Genomic DNA, 18,956 nt, shown 5'->3' with positions numbered 1-18,956 from the left:
ATAAGTGGCTGTTGCGCCGACCCCTGCCGTGGCGGTGCCCACCGTTCGTCATCCGCGCTTGGGGTGACACCGCTTGTGCAAACGGTGCAGCCCAGTTCCCACAAGTGCTACCGAACTGCTCACAGCCCGCAGGGAGCGGTGTCAGCGGCCCCTGATGGCACCGATAAACCATCCTTGACGCGTGCCTTGTGTAGACGGGTTGCGATGTCGTTTTCAGGATTTTATTAAACATACGTTCAGTTTTAGGCACGGCAATTGCTGTATCGCTGTAAAGCCGGTTTTCGCTATGAAAACCTCGGCAACACAACCAATAAAAAGAGCCTGCGCCTGAGGCCATTACCCGCTTTGTGTGAGGAGATACCGCGATGACGTCGTCCAACTCCGGGGCCCAACCCCAGAACCGTGCGCCTCAATCCATCGGCTTTTTGCTGCTGGACAATTTCACGCTGATTTCCCTGGCGTCCGCGGTGGAACCGCTACGCATGGCCAACCAGTTATCCGGCCGCGAGCTGTATCGCTGGACCACTCTCACCGTCGACGGCGGGCAGGTCTGGGCCAGTGACGGTCTGCAGATCACCCCGGACGCCTCCATGCACAAAGCCCCGCCGCTGGACACCGTGATTGTCTGCGGCGGCATCGGGATCCAGCGCACCGTGACCCGCGAGCATGTGTCCTGGTTGCAAGGCCAGGCCCGTCAGTCCCGCCGCCTCGGCGCGGTCTGCACCGGCAGTTGGGCCTTGGCCTGCGCCGGCCTGCTGGACGGTTTCGATTGCAGCGTGCACTGGGAATGCCTGGCAGCGATGCAGGAAGCCTTTCCACGGGTGTCGATGAGCACCCGCCTGTTCACCCTCGACCGCAACCGCTTCACCAGTTCCGGCGGCACCGCGCCGCTGGACATGATGCTGCACCTGATCAGTCGCGATCATGGTCGCGAACTGTCGGCGGCGATTTCCGAGATGTTCGTCTACGAGCGCATTCGCAACGAGCAGGATCACCAACGCGTGCCGCTCAAGCACATGCTCGGCACCAACCAGCCGAAGTTGCAGGAAATCGTCGCGCTGATGGAGGCCAATCTCGAAGAGCCGATCGACCTGGACGAGCTGGCGGTCTATGTCTCCGTGTCCCGGCGTCAGCTGGAGCGGTTGTTCCAGAAATACCTGCACTGCTCGCCGTCGCGCTATTACCTCAAGCTGCGGCTGATTCGTGCACGGCAACTGCTCAAGCAGACGCCGATGTCGATCATCGAAGTGGCGTCGGTGTGCGGTTTCGTCTCCACGCCGCACTTCTCCAAGTGCTACCGCGAATATTTCGGTATTCCGCCACGGGACGAGCGCGTAGGCTCCAACACCACGCAACAGGTCGCCATGGTACCGCTGCCGCAGGCCATGGTGCTGTCGCCATTGTCCGGCCCGCTGTCGGCGCTCAGCCAGGCGCGCAATGAGTCGACGTTTGCCAGTGTAAGGCTGTAGACCGCAGCGCCTTCATCGCGAGCAGGCTCGCTCCCACAGCAGAACCCTGTGGAAGCGAGCCTGCTCGCGATTGGTTTTTTTCAGGCGCTGTGGTTCTGCTGGTATTCCATCAATGCTGGCAGAAGTTGCTTGTCGATGGCCTGGCGAACCGCCGGCAGGATGGTGGCGCTGCTGGTGTACATGTCCTTGACCATCCGGCGCAGATCATTGGCGCGAGCCCTGTCCAGGCCACGCACGGCGCACAAGCAGGCCTGTTCGGCGGTGGCTCCGCTGGGTATCTGCAGGCCCAGGGCCTTGAGATGGCCCAGCAAGTCTTCCTGGTCGATCAAATCGGCGTGCATCATGACGCTTTTCCTTGTTCCGGGATTGGGGTCTGCCTCGATTCTGGTAGCCACCCGAAGCGGCGGCAAGGGCAAATCGTCGCGATGACCCGAATGACTATGAGCGTGTCGTTTTCGGCTAACTGACGTCATCCGCGACTGGGCACACTGGCCTCAAGCTGGATCACGATGGTTTGGTCACCCTCGCGGGAAAGCTCCTCCAGTAACGCAACCTGCCCCGATCCTGTCACGGCTTGATCGGGGATTTTTTTGCCCGGTGAATCAGGCGTGGGTGTCGAGCTTGATGGACGGTTATCACCAGCAGGCTTCCCCGCACCGGGTCGCAGGCTCGTCGTGGGAGCGAGCCTGCTCGCGATGGACGAAGACACGGTCTAGCGTTGCAGCACCAGGATCCGCGACAGCAATTCATCCCGATCCACATAGCAGCCCTGGAAGTGCCGTGCCCCGGTGGCCGGGTCGAAGGCGTTGCGGGCGTGAAGGGTGCGGCGGTTGTCGAAGCACCACAACTGACCGGGCTCCAGGCGCTGCACGAGACGAAACGCGGGTTCGCGGGTCAGGGCGATGAAGCGTCGGTAGGCGCGGTAGAGCCTGGGCATCTGTTCGACCGAGGTGTCGAAGGGCCCTCGCAGGAAGTTCGCCATACGGATCTCGGCAACCTGCCCCTGGCTATCGAGCGCGATGATGGGGGCCAGGCAGCGGTAGTCGCTGTGACGGTCCTTGTTGCGAAACTCCACCGGAATCCGGCACAGGGCATCGAAGGCCTCGGGGTCTTCCTGGCGCAGGGCCTCGGCAATGGCGAAGCCGTCGACGAAGATGCTCTCGCCGCCGCTGGCGTCATTGACCAGGCAATGCAGGAACTGCAGGCCGGGCTGCAATTCCCGGGTCGGCAAGTCGCTGTGCAGCGGCAGGTTGAAAGCGGTGTAGGCGTTGCTGTCGGCATCGGCCTTGGACTGCACGTTGAACAGCACGCCGAAGTTGCTTTCGCGAATGAAGGCGATGCGCTGGGCGACCGCCTTCAGCGAACCGGGTTCGGTGGGCACGCCACGGACCTGGGTCAGGCCGACGTCACGCACTGCCAGCAACCACTGCAACAGGGCATCGGCCTCGTTCATCACCGCGTGGTAATCGAATACCGGCAGTTGCAGGTCGTGCCGCCACAGTCGGCTTTTCGGCCTGTTCGCCCGCCTTTCGCTGCGCGACTGCTCATCATAGGCGTGGGCGCGCAGCCAGCCCGGGTCGAAACGGCTCTGGTGGCCGTCCTGCCAATCCACGCACAGGCAGCCCTGGTCATCGAGGCGCAGGGTGGCGGGCTCCAGGTCTTCAGGCACATCGACGATTTCCAGTACCTGTTCACGGGTGACGGTATAGACGCACCGTGGGCAGGGACAGTTGTCCCGCAGCCATTGGTGATGGAACGGGCTGATGCGACCGTCGGCCCAGGTGACCTGCACCTGGTCGTCCAGGGCTCTCGCCGTGACCGGCGCACACACCAGAGGGTAACGACGGAAGTCGGCAACAGTGGCGGCGGTGTTCATGACGTTCTCCGGATCGGGGCTTAGCGGGCGGGTGGCAAGGCGATGACTCGGCCGATGTAGGCCGGGAGCGGCAGCTCGGACTGCTCGTCCAGCAAGGCCTTGAGCCTGGCCAGGGTCGGTTCTGTGAACGGGGCCGAATGCGGGCCGGCCAGGTCGACGTGCAGCAGCATTTGCTCATTGCCCGCCAACGCTTTGTCCCCGCCGGCCAGATGCAGGCTGTGATAGAGGTGCAAACGCTTGGCGTCGTGACCGATGATCTGCGTACGCACCTCCACGTCGACATCCACCTTCACTTCGTGCAGGTAATTGAGGTGCAGTTCGAGGGTGAACAGCGAATGGCCGCTGGTATCGCGGTTCTGGCTGTCCATGCCGAGCAGGTCCATCAGCGCGTCGGTGGCGTAGCTGAAAATCAACAGGTAATAGGCATCGCGCAGATGGCCGTTGTAATCGACCCACTCGGGACGGATATGGGTTTGGTAAGTGGTGAGGGTGGGCATGGTTCAGGTCCGACAATTGGGGTGACTGGGCTGGCGCTATGGCGAGCAGGCTCGCTCCCTCAGGGGATCTGCTGGGTGAAAGCAATCGTGTTCACACCGCCAGACCTGTGGGAGCGAGCTTGCTCGCGATGGGGCCAGACCTAGACCTGCTGGCCCTGAAACCAGGGTTTACTCTTCGAAAGCCATGCCGTGCTTGGCCTTGGTGGTCTTCACCGCCTCCAGTACGGCCAGGAGGCAATCGTCACGATAGCGCTCCAGGGCCGGGATGCTGTGGTTGCCCAGTTGCTCGCTCGTCCCGTCCACCACGTCGTCGATCAGTTTGTCGGTGAGTTCCGGGGCCGGCAGGTAGGTCCAGGGCAGTTGCAGCGCCGGGCCGAACTGGGCCATGAAGTGGCGCATCCCGGCATCGCCGCCGGCCAGGGTATACGTCAGGAACGTACCCATGAACGACCAGCGCAAACCGGCGCCAAAGCGGATCGCGTCATCGATCTCGCCCGTGGTCGCCACGCCGTCGTTGACCAGGTGCAGCGCCTCGCGCCACAGCGCTTCGAGCAGGCGGTCGGCGATGAACCCAGGTACTTCCTTGCGGACATGCAGCGGCCGCATGCCAAGGGATTCGTACACGCGCATCGCGGCCTGGACGGCCTCGGGAGCGGTATCCTTGCCACCCACCACCTCCACCAGGGGCAACAGGTAGACCGGGTTGAACGGGTGTCCGACCACGCAGCGTTCCGGGTGGGTCGCACCTTCGTAGAACTCGCTGGGCAACAGCCCCGAAGTGCTGGAACCGATCAATGCATTCGGCTTGGCGGCGGCGCTGATCTGGCCGTGCAGTTCGAGCTTCAGTTCCAGGCGCTCGGGGGCGCTTTCCTGGATGAAATCGGCGTCGCGCACGCATTCCTCGATGGTCGCGACAAAGCGCAGCCGATCCTGCGAGGCTCCGGGTGCCAGGCCCTGTTTTTCCAGCGCTCCCCAGGCATTCGCGACGCGCTTGCGCAGGGCCGCCTCGGCGCCCGGCGCCGGATCCCAGGCCACGACGTCCAGGCCATGGGCCAGGGCGCGGCTGACCCAGCCGCTGCCGATCACGCCGCTGCCCAGGGCGGCGAAGGTCTTGATGTTGGTGATAAAGCTCATGGTGGTTTTCCTGAAGTGATTCGCCGATTCCCTGTGGGAGCGAGCTTGCTCGCGATGACGGTGTTCCAGGCGCAGCAAATGCACTGGATGCGCCGACGCTATCGCGAGCAGGCTCGCTCACACACGTGATCTTGGGTGGTCTTGATGTCTGCAGTCACTGCAGATCCACTGTGCATGTTCGGTTTAGCCGCGCTGGACCAGACCCATTTTCTTGCGGCCCTCCGCCGGCGTGAGCACCCGGGCGCCGAGGCGGCTGAGGATCTCGCTGGCGCGTTCCACCAGTTGGCCATTGGTGGCGAGCACGCCTTTGTCCAGCCACAGATTGTCTTCCAGCCCGACCCGTACGTTGCCCCCCAGCAGCACCGCCTGGGCGGCCATCGGCATCTGCATGCGACCGATGCCGAAGCCGGCCCACACCGCGTCCGCCGGCAGGTTGTCGACCATGGCTTTCATGGTGGTGGTGTCGGCCGGCGCACCCCATGGGATACCGAGGCAGAGCTGGAACAGCGGGTTGTCCAGCAGGCCTTCCTTGATCAGTTGCTTGGCGAACCACAGGTGACCGGTGTCGAAGATCTCCAGCTCGGCCTTGACCCCCAGTTCGGTGATGCGCTTGGCCCCGGCCCGCAGTTGCGCCGGGGTGGAGACGTAAATGGTGTCACCGTCGCCGAAGTTCAGGGTGCCGCAATCCAGGGTGCAGATTTCCGGCAGCAGTTCCTCGACGTGGGCCAGGCGAGTCAACGGGCCCACCAGGTCGGTACTGGGGCCGAACTCCATCGGCCGTTCGCCGACACCGATCTCCAGGTCACCGCCCATGCCGGCGGTGAGGTTGACGATGATGTCCACGTCCGCCTCGCGGATGCGCTCCATCACCTCGCGATACAGCGCCACGTCACGGCTGAACTTGCCGGTCTGTGGATCGCGGACGTGGCAGTGCACCACCGTGGCCCCGGCTTTGGCAGCCTCGACAGCCGCCTCGGCGATCTGTTTCGGGGTGACCGGTACGTGGGGACTCTTGGCGGTCGTGTCGCCAGCACCGGTGAGTGCGCAGGTGATGATGACGTCATGGTTCATGGTGCGGTTTCCTTCAGGCGTGTTGAGTCACTGCGCAGCCATTGGCAGCCGCGCAGATGGGAAGCGATCGGTCAGTTGCTGGTGAGTTTCAGGTTTTCGGCGGCCGGCTTTCCGTCGAAGGTGGTCACACCTTCCAGCCAGCGTTGCTTGTCCTGTGGATGGTCCTTGAGCCATTGCCGGGCCGACTCCAGCGGATCCTTGTGATCGAGCAGCGGCTGCATCATCCGGCTCTCGTCTTCGGCGCTGAACGTCAGGTTGCTCAGCAGGCGGCTGACGTTCGGACATTGCTGGGCATAGTTCGGCGCGGTCACGGTCCACACGGTGGCCATGCCTTCATTCGGGCCGAGGGCGTCCTCGCTGCCGGTGAGGTAGGTCATCTGCACGTTGACGTTCATCGGGTGCGGCGCCCAGCCGAAGAACACCACGGCCTCCTTGCGCCGCACGGCGCGGTCCACGGCGGCGAGCATACCGGCCTCGCTGGACTCCACCAGCTGGAACTTGCCCAGCCCGAACTGGTTCTTGGCGATCATCGCCTTGATCTGGGTATTGGCGCCGGAGCCGGGCTCGATGCCGTAGATCTTGCCGCCCAACTCTTTTTCGAATCTAGCGATGTCGGCGAAGGTCTTCAGGCCCTTGTCGGCCAGGTAGGTCGGCACGGCCAGGGTGGCGCGGGCGTCCTTGAGGCTGGGCTGCTCCAGCACCTTGACCTGCCTGGCCTCGACGAAGGGGGTAATGGTCTGGGTCATGAGGGGGTTCCAGTAGCCCAGGAACATGTCCAGGCGCTGGTCACGGATGCCGGCGAAGATGATCTGCTGGGAGGCGCTGGTCTGCTTGGTGTTGTAGCCGAGGCCGTCGAGCATCACCTGGGTCAGGGCGCTGGTGGCGATGACGTCGGTCCAGTTGACCACGCCCAGGCGCACGTTCTGGCACGCGGCGGGTTCGGCCGCCAGGGTCGCGGTGCTCAGGAAAGTGGTAGCGCTCAGTGCAAGGACGCAGGTGCTGATCAGTCGTTTCATGGTGGGTTCCTCGGCAGCTTATTGTTATGGGGCCCGGCATCTGCGTACCGGTGATGCCAAGGTACGTAGCCGCGCCTTCGGCAAAACGCACTGCGGCGACGCGCTCTTGCACTACAGCGACTCTTGAATGCCCCTTGCAACTGGCGTATCAAGGTTCGCACGCTACCCGCCAACCGAGTGCGCGTCATGTCCCAGGATTTCTACTTCTTGCTGATGCCGGGTTTTTCGGCCATCGGTTTCATTTCGGCCATCGAGCCGTTGCGGGTCGCCAACCGTTTTCGCGGCGAGCTGTACCGCTGGCACGTCCTGAGTGCCGACGGCGGTGCGGTGCTGGCGAGCAACGGCATGTCGGTCAACGCCGATGCGGCATTGGAGCCGCTGAAAAAGGGCGCGACCCTGTGGGTAGTGGCGGGGTTCGAGCCGCTGAAGTTTGCCACCAAGGCCCTGGAGCGCTGGCTGCACCGGCTGGACAAGGAGGGCGTGACCCTGGGCGGAATCGACACCGGCAGCGTGGTGCTGGCCGAAGCGGGGTTGCTGCAAGGGTACCGGGCAACCCTGCATTGGGAGGCGATCGAGGCATTCAAGGAGTCCTATCCGCAGTTGGACGTGACCCAGGAGCTGTTCGAAATCGACCGTCGGCGCATCACCTGTGCCGGTGGCACTGCCTCCATCGACCTCATGCTCGACCTGATCGGCCAGGCCCATGGTGCTGACCTGGCCATCCAGGTCAGCGAGCAATTCGTGCTCGGGCGCATCCGTCCGCGCAAGGATCACCAGCGCATGGAGATCGCCAGTCGCTACGGCATTCGCAACAAGAAGCTGGTGCACGTCATCGGAGAGATGGAGGCCCACAGCGAACCGCCCCTGAGCACCCTGGCGCTGGCCGAGTCCATCAACGTCACGCGCCGCCAGCTCGAGCGCCTGTTCCGCCTGCACCTGAACGATACGCCGAGCAATTTCTACCTGCGCCTGCGCCTGGAAAAGGCCCGCCAGCTATTGCGCCAGACCGACCTGAGCGTGCTGGAGGTGAGCATCGCCTGCGGGTTCGAATCGCCGTCTTATTTCACTCGCAGTTATCGAGCTCGGTTCGAGCGCTGTCCGCGGGAAGATCGGCGCAAGGTGGTCTGATGGCGCAGACATACCCTTGCAGGAGCGAGCCGGCTCGCTCTCACAGGCGATCTGCTGCCTGAGGCATTATTGTTTCATCAACGCCGCACAGGCCGCCTTGTAGGCTTCATGCTGGTATTTGTTCAGCGTGGCAGGCAGGGCAAAGTCGTGCTTCTTGTTCTGCGCATTGATGGTCTGCGGGGACAGCAGCGTCGTTTCACAGCCTTCCAGCAACTGGAACACCCCTTCGATCTTGAATGTGGTGGGGCCGCCGGCGAATTCGCCTTTCTTGCTGCGTTTCTTGATGGCGATGCGTTCTATGCCGTTCTCGGTCACGAAGGCCCGTACCTGGGCGGCGAAAGCCTTGACGTTGGCGGCTTCGTCATCGTCGTCCAGGCTGATTTTCCGGGTCTTGAGCTCGACATGGCTCAACCCGTTCTGGTCCAGCGAGGCAACGGCGACAATCGCTTCGCTGCCTTTGATTTCTATGCCGCAGATAATCATGTAAGCCCTTGGGTCTGGAGGTCGGGTGTTCCAGTGTATCGATCCCGGGGCCGGACGCCGCTACGATTTTTGCCGGTCAGTCCATGCTTTTTCGCAGGTCCAGCATGATCTTGTCGAAGTAATCGACCCGGATAATGCCGAAGCGGGGGTATTCGAAGTCCAGGATCACATACAGCACGCACACCATGACCGCCGCATAACCCAGGCTGTGCAGCCATTTGCGATGGGCCGTACCGGCCATGCCGTAGCCGATCAGCAAGGCACTGATCAGGGCCATGGTCAGCAACATGAGATAGATGACCAGCGGCGGGTGGGTTTCGTGGGCCACGGCGCGGGTCGTGGTGATGTCGATCATTTCGTTCTGCGCTTGCAGCGCGCTGGTTCCCAGCGTCGGGGTGGGCATCTTTTGCAGGGCGGCAACGGTGCTTTTCCAGATGGCCTGTTGCAAGGCACTGGCCCGGGCATGGGCGGACTCGTCGATCTGGTCCTCGCGCAAGTCCTGGTAGTACTCGATCCGGGCGTCGACATAGTCCCGGAATGCCTGGCGCAGGCCCGGTTGCTCGCTGGCCGGCAACAGGTCCAGGCGCAGCCAGGCGGTACCCATGGCGTTGGTTTCGGCGACGATCAGCGCGCGACGCTGATCCAGGCGCGTGGCGGCGCCGGAGAAGGTGAAGGCGATCAACAATGCCAACAGGCCGAACACCGCGCCTTCGATGGCCCCGACGCCCTGTCGTGCCCCTTCGGGATCCAGGGCCAGGTGACGGTTGCCGATCCGGCGACCGGCCTCGATGCTCAATACGATGGCGATGAAAATGGCGAACCCGTAGACGGGCAAGGCAGTAAGAGAGTGCATACGAAAATCCCTTGATTATCGTGTTGGACTCGTCTGTACAGCCTGGATCGGACGGGTTGTTCAGCCAGTGTAGACGGCGTTGACGGATAGAGCCTGCGACGCAGAGGAGGTCCCAGTTCCAGCTGGTCAGGGGCCAGGCAACGGGAACAGGCGTTCCCTGGCCTTCAATCCTGCCCAATCGACTCCAGGAATTCCGATCGGTCGTCGCTCACCTGAGCCATGCAGTCGTTTTCGGCGATCTTGTAGGCTTCGCTGCCGGGATTGGCCGGGAAGGCGGCGATGGCGCAGTCGGCATCCCGCTGTTTCTGCCACAACTGTTGGGCTGCCTTGATCTTGCCGGTGATGTCGTTGAGCTGGGCCTTGTCGCTGGCGTAGCGGGTCTGCAGGCGCCCAAGGAGGCTTTGCAGGTTGTCGTTGAGCAGTTGCTCGGCGGCGGCCTTGCCGTAGGCCGAGCAGGCCAGGGTCTGGACGTCGTTTTCGACGGCGTCGCAGGGGTTCTGTTCGGTGTCTTCGGTGGCGTGTGCCACGGTGCTGATCAATGCCAAAGCCAGGAAGAGTGATTTCATTGCGTTGCCGCTCGAGTCCAGTGGAAGCCAGTGATGCGGCGGATTCTGGCGCAAGCGCCGGGCAAAGAACAGACGGGCAGGGCAGGCCCGTCGCAGCCCTTTGTCGTGGATTGACGCTTTCGGCAATTCCCCTGTCGTTTTTGCACCGGGTCGCCACGGCCCTCAGGCATATGCTGGCCCCAAAGCGCCGGCACACGTTTCGGCGCATGAAATCCGACAAAAGGGGACTGCCTGATGAGCCCAGCCGAATTGCACGCCGACAGCATCGTTATCGACGGGCTGATCATTGCCAAATGGAACCGCGAACTGTTCGAAGACATGCGCAAGGGCGGCCTGACCGCGGCCAACTGCACCGTGTCGGTGTGGGAAGGTTTCCAGGCCACCATCAACAATATCGTCGCGAGCCAGAAGCTGATCCGCGAGAACAGCGACCTGGTGATCCCGGTGAAGACCACCGCCGATATCAAGCGTGCCAAGGAGCAGGGCAAGACCGGCATCATCTTCGGTTTCCAGAACGCCCATGCCTTCGAAGACCAGCTCGGCTACATCGAGATCTTCAAGCAACTGGGCGTCGGCGTGGTGCAGATGTGCTACAACACCCAGAACCTGGTGGGGACCGGCTGCTACGAGCGCGACGGCGGCCTGTCGGGGTTCGGTCGTGAAGTGGTTGCCGAGATGAATCGGGCCGGCATCATGTGCGACCTGTCCCACGTGGGGTCCAAGACCTCCGAAGAAGTCATCCTCGAGTCGAAGAAACCGGTCTGCTATTCCCACTGCCTGCCGTCCGGCCTGAAAGAACACCCGCGCAACAAGTCCGATGAAGAGCTGAAGTTCATCGCCGACCACGGCGGCTTCGTCGGCGTGACCATGTTCGCACCGTTCCTGGCCAAGGGCATCGATTCGACCATCGATGACTACGCCGAGGCCATCGAATACACCATGAACATCGTCGGCGAAGACGCCATCGGCATCGGCACCGATTTCACTCAGGGCCATGGCCAGGATTTCTTCGAAATGCTGACCCACGACAAGGGCTACGCCCGTCGCCTGACCAACTTCGGCAAGATCATCAACCCGCTGGGCATCCGCACCGTGGGCGAGTTCCCGAACCTTACCGAGACACTGCTCAAGCGCGGTCACTCCGAGCGAGTAGTGCGCAAGATCATGGGTGAGAACTGGGTGAACGTTTTGAAAGACGTCTGGGGCGAATAAACGCCGCTGCTGCACCGAATCCTTTACCTGCGGCCATCCGCGCCGCGGGCAACATCACGAATTTCCGGAGTCAAGTTTCAATGGCCAAAATCGCCCCTCAACTGCCTATCGAAGTCGACAGCGAAACCGGTGTCTGGACCTCCGACGCCCTGCCGATGCTCTATGTGCCGCGTCACTTCTTCGTCAACAACCACATGGGCATCGAGGAAGTGCTGGGCGCCGACGCCTACGCCGAAATCCTCTACAAGGCCGGCTACAAGTCCGCCTGGCACTGGTGCGAGAAAGAAGCCGAATGCCACGGCCTGGAAGGCGTCGCGGTGTTCGAGCACTACATGAAGCGTCTGTCGCAGCGTGGCTGGGGCCTGTTCAAGATCCAGGACATCGACCTGGATAAAGGCACCGCCAGCGTCAAGCTCGAACACTCGGCATTCGTCTATGTGTACGGCAAGGTGGGGCGCAAGGTCGACTACATGTTCACCGGCTGGTTCGCCGGTGCCATGGACCAGATCCTCGCCGCCCGCGGCAGTTCGATCCGCACCGTGGCCGAGCAGGTCTATGGCGGTTCCGAAGAAGGCCACGACGACGGCCTGTTCATCGTCAAGCCGTTGTAAGTCGAGGATTGCGCCATGGCTTTTGAAGCAATGTTCCAGCCGATCCAGATCGGCAAGCTGACCATCCGCAACCGCGTGCTCAGCACCGCCCACGCCGAGGTCTATGCCACGGACGGCGGCATGACCACCGATCGGTACGTGAAGTACTACGAAGAGAAGGCCAAGGGTGGCATCGGCCTGGCGATCTGCGGTGGATCGTCCGTGGTCGCCATCGACAGCCCCCAGGAATGGTGGAGTTCGGTGAACCTGTCCACCGACCGCATCATCCCGCATTTCCAGAACCTGGCCGACGCCATGCACAAGCATGGCGCCAAGATCATGATCCAGATTACCCACATGGGGCGTCGCTCGCGTTGGGACGGCTTCAACTGGCCGACCCTGATGTCGCCGTCCGGCGTGCGTGAGCCGGTGCACCGTGCCACCTGCAAGACCATCGAGCCGGAAGAAATCTGGCGGGTGATCGGCAACTACGCCCAGGCGGCGCGCCGTGCCAAGGCCGGCGGCCTGGATGGCGTGGAGCTGTCCGCCGTGCACCAGCACATGATCGACCAGTTCTGGAGCCCGCGGGTCAACAAGCGTACCGACGAATGGGGCGGCAGCTTCGAAGGCCGCATGAAGTTCGGCCTGGAAGTGCTCAAGGCCGTGCGCGCCGAAGTGGGCGACGATTTCTGCGTGGGCATGCGCATCTGTGGTGACGAGTTCCACCCGGACGGCCTGTCCCACGAGGACATGAAGCAGATCGCCAAGTACTACGACGACACGGGCATGCTGGACTTCATCGGCGTGGTGGGGTCGGGTTGCGATACCCACAACACCCTGGCCAATGTCATTCCGAACATGAGTTATCCACCGGAGCCGTTCCTGCACCTGGCCGCCGGTATCAAGGAAGTGGTCAAGGTCCCGGTGCTGCACGCGCAGAACATCAAGGACCCGAACCAGGCCACGCGGATCCTGGAGGGCGGGTACGTCGACATGGTCGGCATGACCCGCGCCCACATCGCCGACCCGCACCTGATCGCCAAGATCAAGATGGGCCAGGTCGACCAGATCAAGCAGTGCGTCGGGGCCAACTACTGCATCGACCGCCAGTACCAGGGCCTGGATGTGCTGTGCATCCAGAACGCCGCGACGTCCCGCGAGTACATGGGCGTGCCGCACATCATCGAGAAATCCACCGGGCCCAAGCGCAAGGTGGTGGTGGTTGGCGCCGGCCCGGCGGGTATGGAAGCGGCTCGCGTGGCAGCCGAACGCGGCCACGACGTGACCCTGTTCGAGAAGAAGGAGTTCATTGGCGGGCAGATCACCACGGCCGCCAAAGCCCCGCAACGGGACCAGATCGCGGGCATCACCCGCTGGTTCCAGCTGGAGCTGGCTCGCTTGAAAGTCGACCTGCGCCTGGGCGTGGCGGCCGACGCGGCGACCATCATGGACCTGCGTCCAGACGTGGTGGTACTGGCCGTGGGCGGGCATCCGAACCTGGAGCAGAACGAGCACTGGGGCGCCGCCGAAGGGCTGGTGGTCAGCAGTTGGGACGTGCTCGATGGCAAGGTCGCCCCGGGCAAGAATGTGCTGGTCTACGACACCATTTGTGAATTCACCGGTATGTCGGTGGCCGACTTCCTCGCCGACAAGGGCAGCCAGGTGGAGATCGTCACCGACGATATCAAGCCGGGCGTTGCCATCGGCGGGACCTCGTTCCCCACTTACTACCGCAGCATGTACCCCAAGGAAGTGATCATGACCGGGGACATGATGCTGGAGAAGGTCTACCGCGAAGGCGACAAGCTGGTGGCGGTGCTGGAGAACGAGTACACCGGCGCCAAGGAAGAACGCGTCGTGGACCAGGTGGTGGTGGAGAACGGCGTGCGGCCGGACGAAGAAATCTACTACGCGCTCAAGGAAGGTTCGCGCAACAAAGGCCAGATCGATGTCGAGGCCCTGTTCGCGATCAAGCCCCAACCGTGCCTGGAACAGAGCGGCGATGGCTACCTGCTGTTCCGCATCGGCGACTGCGTGGCGCAGCGTAACACCCACGCCGCCATCTACGACGCCCTGCGGTTGTGCAAGGATTTCTAACGGCTTGTGGATAACCCGGTGGGAGCGAGCTTGCTCGCCATAGTGGTGGATCAATCGACACTCATGTCGAATTCGAGTCCGTCATCGCGAGCAAGCTCGCTCCCACAGGGGTCGAGCAAGACATCCAGGTTTCTGTGCCTGCAAGACCTGAGGTCTTTGGGAGCTTCACCATGCTGAACACCCTTCTTCCCATCCTGCTGTTCGCTGCCCTGGGCCTTGCGGTCCTCGGCGCCTTGCGGCGGGTGAACATATGGCGCCGGGGCCGACCGTCCAAGGTCGATCTGGTCGGCGGCCTTTTCGCCATGCCCAAGCGCTACATGGTGGACTTGCACCATGTGGTGGCGCGGGACAAGTACATCGCCAACACCCACGTCGCCACGGCCGGTGGTGCGGTAGCGTCCATCGTGCTGGCTATCCTGGTGCACGGTTTCGGCCTGCATAACCGCTTCCTCGGCTATGCCTTGCTGTTGATGTCGGCGGTGATGTTCATCGGCGCGATCTTTGTCTATCTGCGTCGGCGCAACCCGCCAGCCCGCCTGTCCAAGGGGCCGTGGATGCGCCTGCCGAAAAGCCTGCTGGCCTTCTCGGCGTCGTTCTTCTTGGTGACCCTGCCGGTGGCGGGCATTCTTCCGGAAGGCTTCGGCGGCTGGCTGCTGGCGGCGATCCTGGGCGTTGGCGTGCTGTGGGGCGTTTCGGAGCTGTTCTTCGGCATGACCTGGGGCGGGCCGATGAAGCATGCCTTTGCCGGTGCCCTGCACCTGGCCTGGCACCGTCGCGCCGAACGCTTTGGCGGTGGTCGTTCCACCGGCCTGAAACCGTTGGACCTGAATGACCCGGCGGCGCCCCTGGGCGTGGAAAAACCCAAGGATTTCACCTGGAACCAGTTGCTCGGCTTCGACGCTTGCGTCCAGTGCGGCAAATGCGAAGCCGCGTGCCCGGCCTTTGCCGCCGGCCAGCCGCTGAACCCGAAAAAGCTCATCCAGGACATGGTGGTCGGCCTCGCCGGTGGTACCGACGCGAAGTTCGCCGGCAGCCCTTACCCGGGCAAGCCGGTGGGCGAACATGGCGGCAATCCGCATCAGCCGATCGTCAATGGCCTGGTGGACGCCGAAACGCTGTGGTCCTGCACCACCTGCCGGGCCTGTGTCGAGGAGTGCCCGATGATGATCGAGCACGTCGATGCCATCGTCGACATGCGCCGTCACCTGACCCTGGAAAAAGGCGCCACCCCGAACAAGGGCGCCGAGGTGCTGGAAAACCTCATCGCCACCGACAACCCTGGCGGCTTCGCCCCGGGCGGACGGATGAACTGGGCTGCGGACCTGAACCTCAATCTGCTCAGCGAGAAAAAATCCACCGACGTGTTGTTCTGGGTCGGCGACGGAGCCTTCGACATGCGCAACCAGCGCACCCTGCGGGCCTTCGTCAAGGTGCTCAAGGCGGCGAAGATCGACTTCGCCGTGCTTGGCCTCGAAGAACGCGACAGCGGCGATGTGGCCCGGCGCCTGGGGGATGAAGCGACGTTCCAGTTGCTGGCCAAGCGCAACATCCAGACCCTGGCCAAGTATCGCTTCAATCGCATCGTCACCTGCGACCCCCATAGCTTCCATGTGCTGAAAAACGAATATGGCGCCTTCGATGGCAACTACCTGGTGCAGCACCACAGCACCTACCTGGCGGAAATCATCGACGCCGGTGCCCTGAATCTCGGCCAGCACAAGGGCGACAGCGTGACCTATCACGACCCTTGCTACCTGGGCCGCTACAACGGTGAGTACGAAGCGCCGCGCCAGGTGCTGCGTGCGCTGGGGATCGAGGTCAAGGAGATGCAGCGTTCCGGGTTCCGCTCCCGCTGCTGCGGCGGTGGCGGCGGTGCGCCGATCACTGACATCCCGGGCAAGCAACGTATCCCCGACATGCGCATGGAAGACATCCGAGAAACCGGCGCCGAGCTGGTGGCCGTGGGTTGCCCACAGTGCACCGCGATGCTCGAAGGCGTGGTCGAACCCCGCCCGATGATCAAGGACATCGCCGAACTGGTGGCTGACGCCCTGCTGGAAGACGCAGCGCCCGGCAAGCCCGTGGCCTCGGCCAAACGTGAACCTGCGGAGGTGCATTAATGAGCGACATCATCCGTCGCGACCCTCGCGCCGAGCGGATCGCCCGTAACCGCCTGCATCCGCTGCACGCGGCCATGCAACCGGTGCAACACAGCTGGATGGGGCCCAACGGCATCATTCGCAAGAACGTCCACGGTGTGGGTTTCATCGGCCCCAACGGCATCAAGCGCATCGACCGCAGCGGTGCCCAGCAGGGCGGCACGACCCGTCGCACCGCCAGCACCGAAGTGCAACTGCCGCTGCATCAGGTGCCGCAACCGGCGTTCTACATCTGTGTGGTTCCAGACATGGTGGGTGGCCGCCTCAGCAGCCACGACCGCGATCTGCTGGGGCTGGCCCATCAGTTGGCGGGGGCGCAAGGCGCGGTATTGGCGGTGGTGTTTGGCGAACACAAGGAAAACGCCTTCGCCACGGCCGGTGTCGACCGCTTGCTGGTGCTCGAAGGCGAAGCGTTCAGCGGTTATGCACCAGAACAGCGAGTCCAGGGCCTGCGGGCTGTGGATAACCAGTTCAACCCACGTCATTGGCTATTGCCCGACAGCCGCAGCGGTGGCGGTGAATTGGGCCGGCGTTTCGCCGCGGCCCTGGGTGAACGCCCGGCCACACGGGTCTGGCAGGTCAAGGGCGAGGAGTGCATCGGCCGTGCCGGCGCCGGCCTGCAAGACCTGGCCCGCCCTTTGGCGCGGTTGATCCTGGCGGCCGCCGAGTGCGCCGAACCGGTCAGCGAAACCCGTCACGAAGCCTTGCCGGTGGAGTTATCCACAAGCGTGGCCCGCAGCCTTTCGCGCATCGAGGACATGGGGGCGGTGGCGGTGGACCCCGGTGCGATTCCGATGGCCGAAGCCGAATTCATCTTTTCCGGGGGCAACGGGGTCAAGGACTGGGACCTGTTCCACCGCACGGCGGCCGCGCTGGGGGCCACCGAGGGCGCCTCGCGGGTGGCGGTGGACGATGGTTTCATGTCTCGGGACCGTCAGGTCGGCGCCAGCGGCACCTGGGTCACGGCGCGGGTCTACGTGGCGGTAGGGATTTCCGGGGCGATCCAGCACCTGCAGGGCATCGGTGCCTGCGACAAGGTGGTGGCGGTCAACCTCGACCCGGGCTGCGACATGATCAAGCGGGCGGACCTGTCGGTGATAGGCGACAGCGCGGCGATTCTCCAGGCCCTGATCGCGGCGGTAGAGGCTTACCGCAACGAAGCCAGACGCGATGCGGCTTAAGCTAAGGATTCAACCATGACGACTCAAGTGATCAGCCTCGTGTCCATCGGCGCCCACCCTACCTCCGGCCGGCCGAGGCGAGCCGAGCAGGACGCCCGGGCCGTGGAACTGGGCCTGCAACTGGCCGGCAACGACTTGCAAGTGCTGCATGCCGGCGATGTGGCCGAGCCGGCGCTACGCGCTTACCTGGGCATGGGCCTGGACGAGCTTCACGTGCTGGAAAACCCGGCGGGGGCCGACGCACTGCCGGCCCTGACCGATTATCTGCGTGACGCGGCGCCTCAGGTGGTGCTCACCGGCAGCCAGGCGGAAACCGGCGAAGGTTCGGGGATGCTGCCATTCCTGCTGGCTGAGAACCTTGGCTGGCCGCTGGTGGTAGGGCTGGCCCAGGTGGAATCCATCGACAATGGCGTGGCCCTGGTGCTGCAGGCATTGCCCCGTGGCCAGCGACGGCGTCTGAAAGTACGCCTGCCATTCCTGGCCACTGTGGATAACGCGGCGCCCAAGCCCCGCCAGAGTGCCTACGGCCCGGCCCGACGTGGCGCCCTGCATGCCGAAGAAGTCGAGGTGATCGACGACAGCCTGCTCGCGGTGGCAACGCTGCAACCGGCCAAGCCCCGTCCCAAGCGTCTGAAGGTGATCAAGGCCAAGAGCGGCGCCGACCGTATGAAAGCCGCCACGGCCAAGGCCAGTGGCGGAGGCGGGCAGGTACTCAAGGGCGTGAGCCCGGAGGCCGGCGCCGAGGCGATTCTCAAGTTGCTGATAGAGGAAGGGGTTGTTCGCTGAATAAGCGTTCACCCCGACCTGTGGGAGCGAGCCTGCTCGCGATAACGGTCTGTCAGTGAGCGAGGGTGTCCACCGACGGAGCAATATCGCGAGCAGGTTCGCTCACCTGAGTCATACGTTTACTCACAATCCCTGTGCGTGCGCCTGTGGATAACCTGTTCGCCCCTCGCTGAACCCCACGTCAAACAGGCCTTGCGCACCTATGCTCAAAAAATGACCAGTCTAACCTATGGTTTTTATTGGGTTTACTTGTGAACAGGCGACCCTTATCGTTCATGAGTTGCCCCCAATCTCTGTTGGCGCATTTGTGGATAAGATGTTCGCTATCCTCTGCAAGCCAGGCGCAGCGGTGCTTGCGCGGATTTGATCAATAAATGATCAATTCCTGTTCGGCCGTGAAAAACTCTCCGGAAAACCGCGTTTTATCCCCGGTCGATGCGCTTTTCCACAGTTACGTCAAAATTACCCCCAAACGCTGTTGGCGCTTCTGTGGATAAGGTGTTCGTTTCGCCCTGGAGGCCTTGCGCGGCAAGGCGTTCAGGTTGTTGATTAAAAAACGATCAACTGGCTTGAAATCGCTCATCGTTCGTAACCTGCGGATTTTTATTCACTTTTCACTCAAGCAATTTACGCCATGCGCAGGAGTTGTCCCCATTAGCTGTGGGCGGTCATGTGGATAACTTGTTCGCGAAAGGCTACAGCCCACGACTTATATAGCGCGAAACGCGATAGATCAAATTTCATACAGTTCTAAGGGCGTGCCTTGACGTGGGACCGTGGTCTGTCTTCACTCCAATGGCACAAGGACATCGCCTCGTCTTATCCACATCTGGTTCAG

18 protein-coding genes are annotated in these 18,956 nt (G+C 62.9%); 8 read left to right on the top strand and 10 right to left on the bottom strand.

What is annotated here, in order from left to right; translation table 11 throughout:
• Window positions 1–365: 365 nt before the first annotated feature.
• A complete protein-coding gene (locus tag BLP99_RS04535) occupies window positions 366–1,469 on the top strand; it encodes a choline metabolism transcriptional regulator GbdR (RefSeq protein WP_072389977.1) in 1,104 nt (367 codons plus the stop codon).
• 80 nt (window positions 1,470–1,549) lie between these two features.
• Here BLP99_RS04535 and BLP99_RS04530 read toward each other — a convergent pair whose 3' ends face one another.
• From BLP99_RS04530 to BLP99_RS04505, 6 genes are all read right to left on the bottom strand, one after another.
• Complete coding sequence (locus BLP99_RS04530) at window positions 1,550–1,813, bottom strand: hypothetical protein (RefSeq protein ID WP_072389975.1); 264 nt, start codon at window positions 1,811–1,813, stop codon at window positions 1,550–1,552.
• A 368-nt stretch (window positions 1,814–2,181) separates the two neighbouring features.
• Window positions 2,182–3,345 carry a gamma-butyrobetaine dioxygenase gene (locus tag BLP99_RS04525; protein WP_072389973.1) on the bottom strand — a complete coding sequence of 388 codons (1,164 nt, stop codon included), beginning with the start codon at window positions 3,343–3,345 and terminating at the stop codon, window positions 2,182–2,184.
• 20 nt (window positions 3,346–3,365) lie between these two features.
• Window positions 3,366–3,842, bottom strand: a complete 477-nt coding sequence (locus BLP99_RS04520; RefSeq protein WP_072389971.1) for a thioesterase family protein — start codon at window positions 3,840–3,842, stop codon at window positions 3,366–3,368.
• Window positions 3,843–4,010: 168 nt separating this feature from the next.
• Window positions 4,011–4,976 carry an L-carnitine dehydrogenase gene (locus BLP99_RS04515; protein WP_072389969.1) on the bottom strand — a complete coding sequence of 322 codons (966 nt, stop codon included), beginning with the start codon at window positions 4,974–4,976 and terminating at the stop codon, window positions 4,011–4,013.
• 183 nt (window positions 4,977–5,159) lie between these two features.
• Window positions 5,160–6,047, bottom strand: coding sequence for a 3-dehydrocarnitine:acetyl-CoA trimethylamine transferase CdhC (locus BLP99_RS04510; protein ID WP_072459110.1), 888 nt, complete (start codon window positions 6,045–6,047; stop codon window positions 5,160–5,162).
• Between the two features lie 71 nt (window positions 6,048–6,118).
• Window positions 6,119–7,063: a choline ABC transporter substrate-binding protein gene (locus BLP99_RS04505; RefSeq protein ID WP_072389963.1), complete on the bottom strand. Its 945-nt coding sequence runs from the start codon at window positions 7,061–7,063 to the stop codon at window positions 6,119–6,121.
• A gap of 186 nt (window positions 7,064–7,249) precedes the next feature.
• Here BLP99_RS04505 and BLP99_RS04500 point away from each other — a divergent pair, with 186 nt between their 5' ends.
• Window positions 7,250–8,191, top strand: coding sequence for a GlxA family transcriptional regulator (locus tag BLP99_RS04500; RefSeq protein WP_072389959.1), 942 nt, complete (start codon window positions 7,250–7,252; stop codon window positions 8,189–8,191).
• Window positions 8,192–8,257: 66 nt separating this feature from the next.
• On the opposite strand, the gene BLP99_RS04495 is transcribed toward BLP99_RS04500, so the two are convergent.
• The 3 genes from BLP99_RS04495 to BLP99_RS04485 all read right to left on the bottom strand — a co-directional run bounded on the left by BLP99_RS04495 (window position 8,258) and on the right by BLP99_RS04485 (window position 10,093).
• Window positions 8,258–8,674, bottom strand: a complete 417-nt coding sequence (locus BLP99_RS04495) for a DUF3010 family protein (RefSeq protein ID WP_072389956.1) — start codon at window positions 8,672–8,674, stop codon at window positions 8,258–8,260.
• A 76-nt stretch (window positions 8,675–8,750) separates the two neighbouring features.
• Window positions 8,751–9,527 (bottom strand): bestrophin-like domain, encoded by a 777-nt coding sequence (locus tag BLP99_RS04490; RefSeq protein ID WP_072389953.1) that lies wholly within the window; start codon window positions 9,525–9,527, stop codon window positions 8,751–8,753.
• Window positions 9,528–9,691: 164 nt separating this feature from the next.
• Complete coding sequence (locus BLP99_RS04485; RefSeq protein WP_092179836.1) at window positions 9,692–10,093, bottom strand: lysozyme inhibitor LprI family protein; 402 nt, start codon at window positions 10,091–10,093, stop codon at window positions 9,692–9,694.
• 234 nt (window positions 10,094–10,327) lie between these two features.
• On the opposite strand from BLP99_RS04485, the gene BLP99_RS04480 reads away from it, so the two are divergent.
• The 6 genes from BLP99_RS04480 to etfB all read left to right on the top strand — a co-directional run bounded on the left by BLP99_RS04480 (window position 10,328) and on the right by etfB (window position 18,118).
• The gene (locus tag BLP99_RS04480) at window positions 10,328–11,305 is read left to right on the top strand and encodes a dipeptidase (RefSeq protein ID WP_072389948.1); all 978 of its coding nucleotides are present in this window, start codon (window positions 10,328–10,330) and stop codon (window positions 11,303–11,305) included.
• Between the two features lie 80 nt (window positions 11,306–11,385).
• On the top strand, window positions 11,386–11,916 hold the full coding sequence (locus BLP99_RS04475) for a DUF5943 domain-containing protein (protein WP_030139308.1): 531 nt from the start codon (window positions 11,386–11,388) through the stop codon (window positions 11,914–11,916).
• Between the two features lie 15 nt (window positions 11,917–11,931).
• The gene (gene dgcA, locus BLP99_RS04470) at window positions 11,932–13,992 is read left to right on the top strand and encodes a dimethylglycine demethylation protein DgcA (protein ID WP_053156152.1); all 2,061 of its coding nucleotides are present in this window, start codon (window positions 11,932–11,934) and stop codon (window positions 13,990–13,992) included.
• A 170-nt stretch (window positions 13,993–14,162) separates the two neighbouring features.
• Window positions 14,163–16,112 (top strand): dimethylglycine demethylation protein DgcB, encoded by a 1,950-nt coding sequence (gene dgcB / locus BLP99_RS04465; protein ID WP_092179834.1) that lies wholly within the window; start codon window positions 14,163–14,165, stop codon window positions 16,110–16,112.
• Window positions 16,112–17,332: an electron transfer flavoprotein subunit alpha gene (gene etfA / locus BLP99_RS04460; protein ID WP_072459113.1), complete on the top strand. Its 1,221-nt coding sequence runs from the start codon at window positions 16,112–16,114 to the stop codon at window positions 17,330–17,332. Before dgcB ends, etfA begins: the two co-directional genes overlap by 1 nt.
• Window positions 17,333–17,347: 15 nt before the next feature.
• On the top strand, window positions 17,348–18,118 hold the full coding sequence (gene etfB / locus BLP99_RS04455; protein WP_072430868.1) for an electron transfer flavoprotein subunit beta: 771 nt from the start codon (window positions 17,348–17,350) through the stop codon (window positions 18,116–18,118).
• Window positions 18,119–18,569: 451 nt separating this feature from the next.
• Here etfB and BLP99_RS26585 read toward each other — a convergent pair whose 3' ends face one another.
• Complete coding sequence (locus tag BLP99_RS26585) at window positions 18,570–18,701, bottom strand: hypothetical protein (RefSeq protein WP_256327607.1); 132 nt, start codon at window positions 18,699–18,701, stop codon at window positions 18,570–18,572.
• Between the last annotated feature and the right edge of the window lie 255 nt (window positions 18,702–18,956).

This window comes from Pseudomonas sp. NFACC32-1 (genome assembly GCF_900101215.1).
Taxonomy (GTDB): domain Bacteria; phylum Pseudomonadota; class Gammaproteobacteria; order Pseudomonadales; family Pseudomonadaceae; genus Aquipseudomonas.
This window is presented reverse-complemented; position numbering and strand designations above follow the sequence as displayed.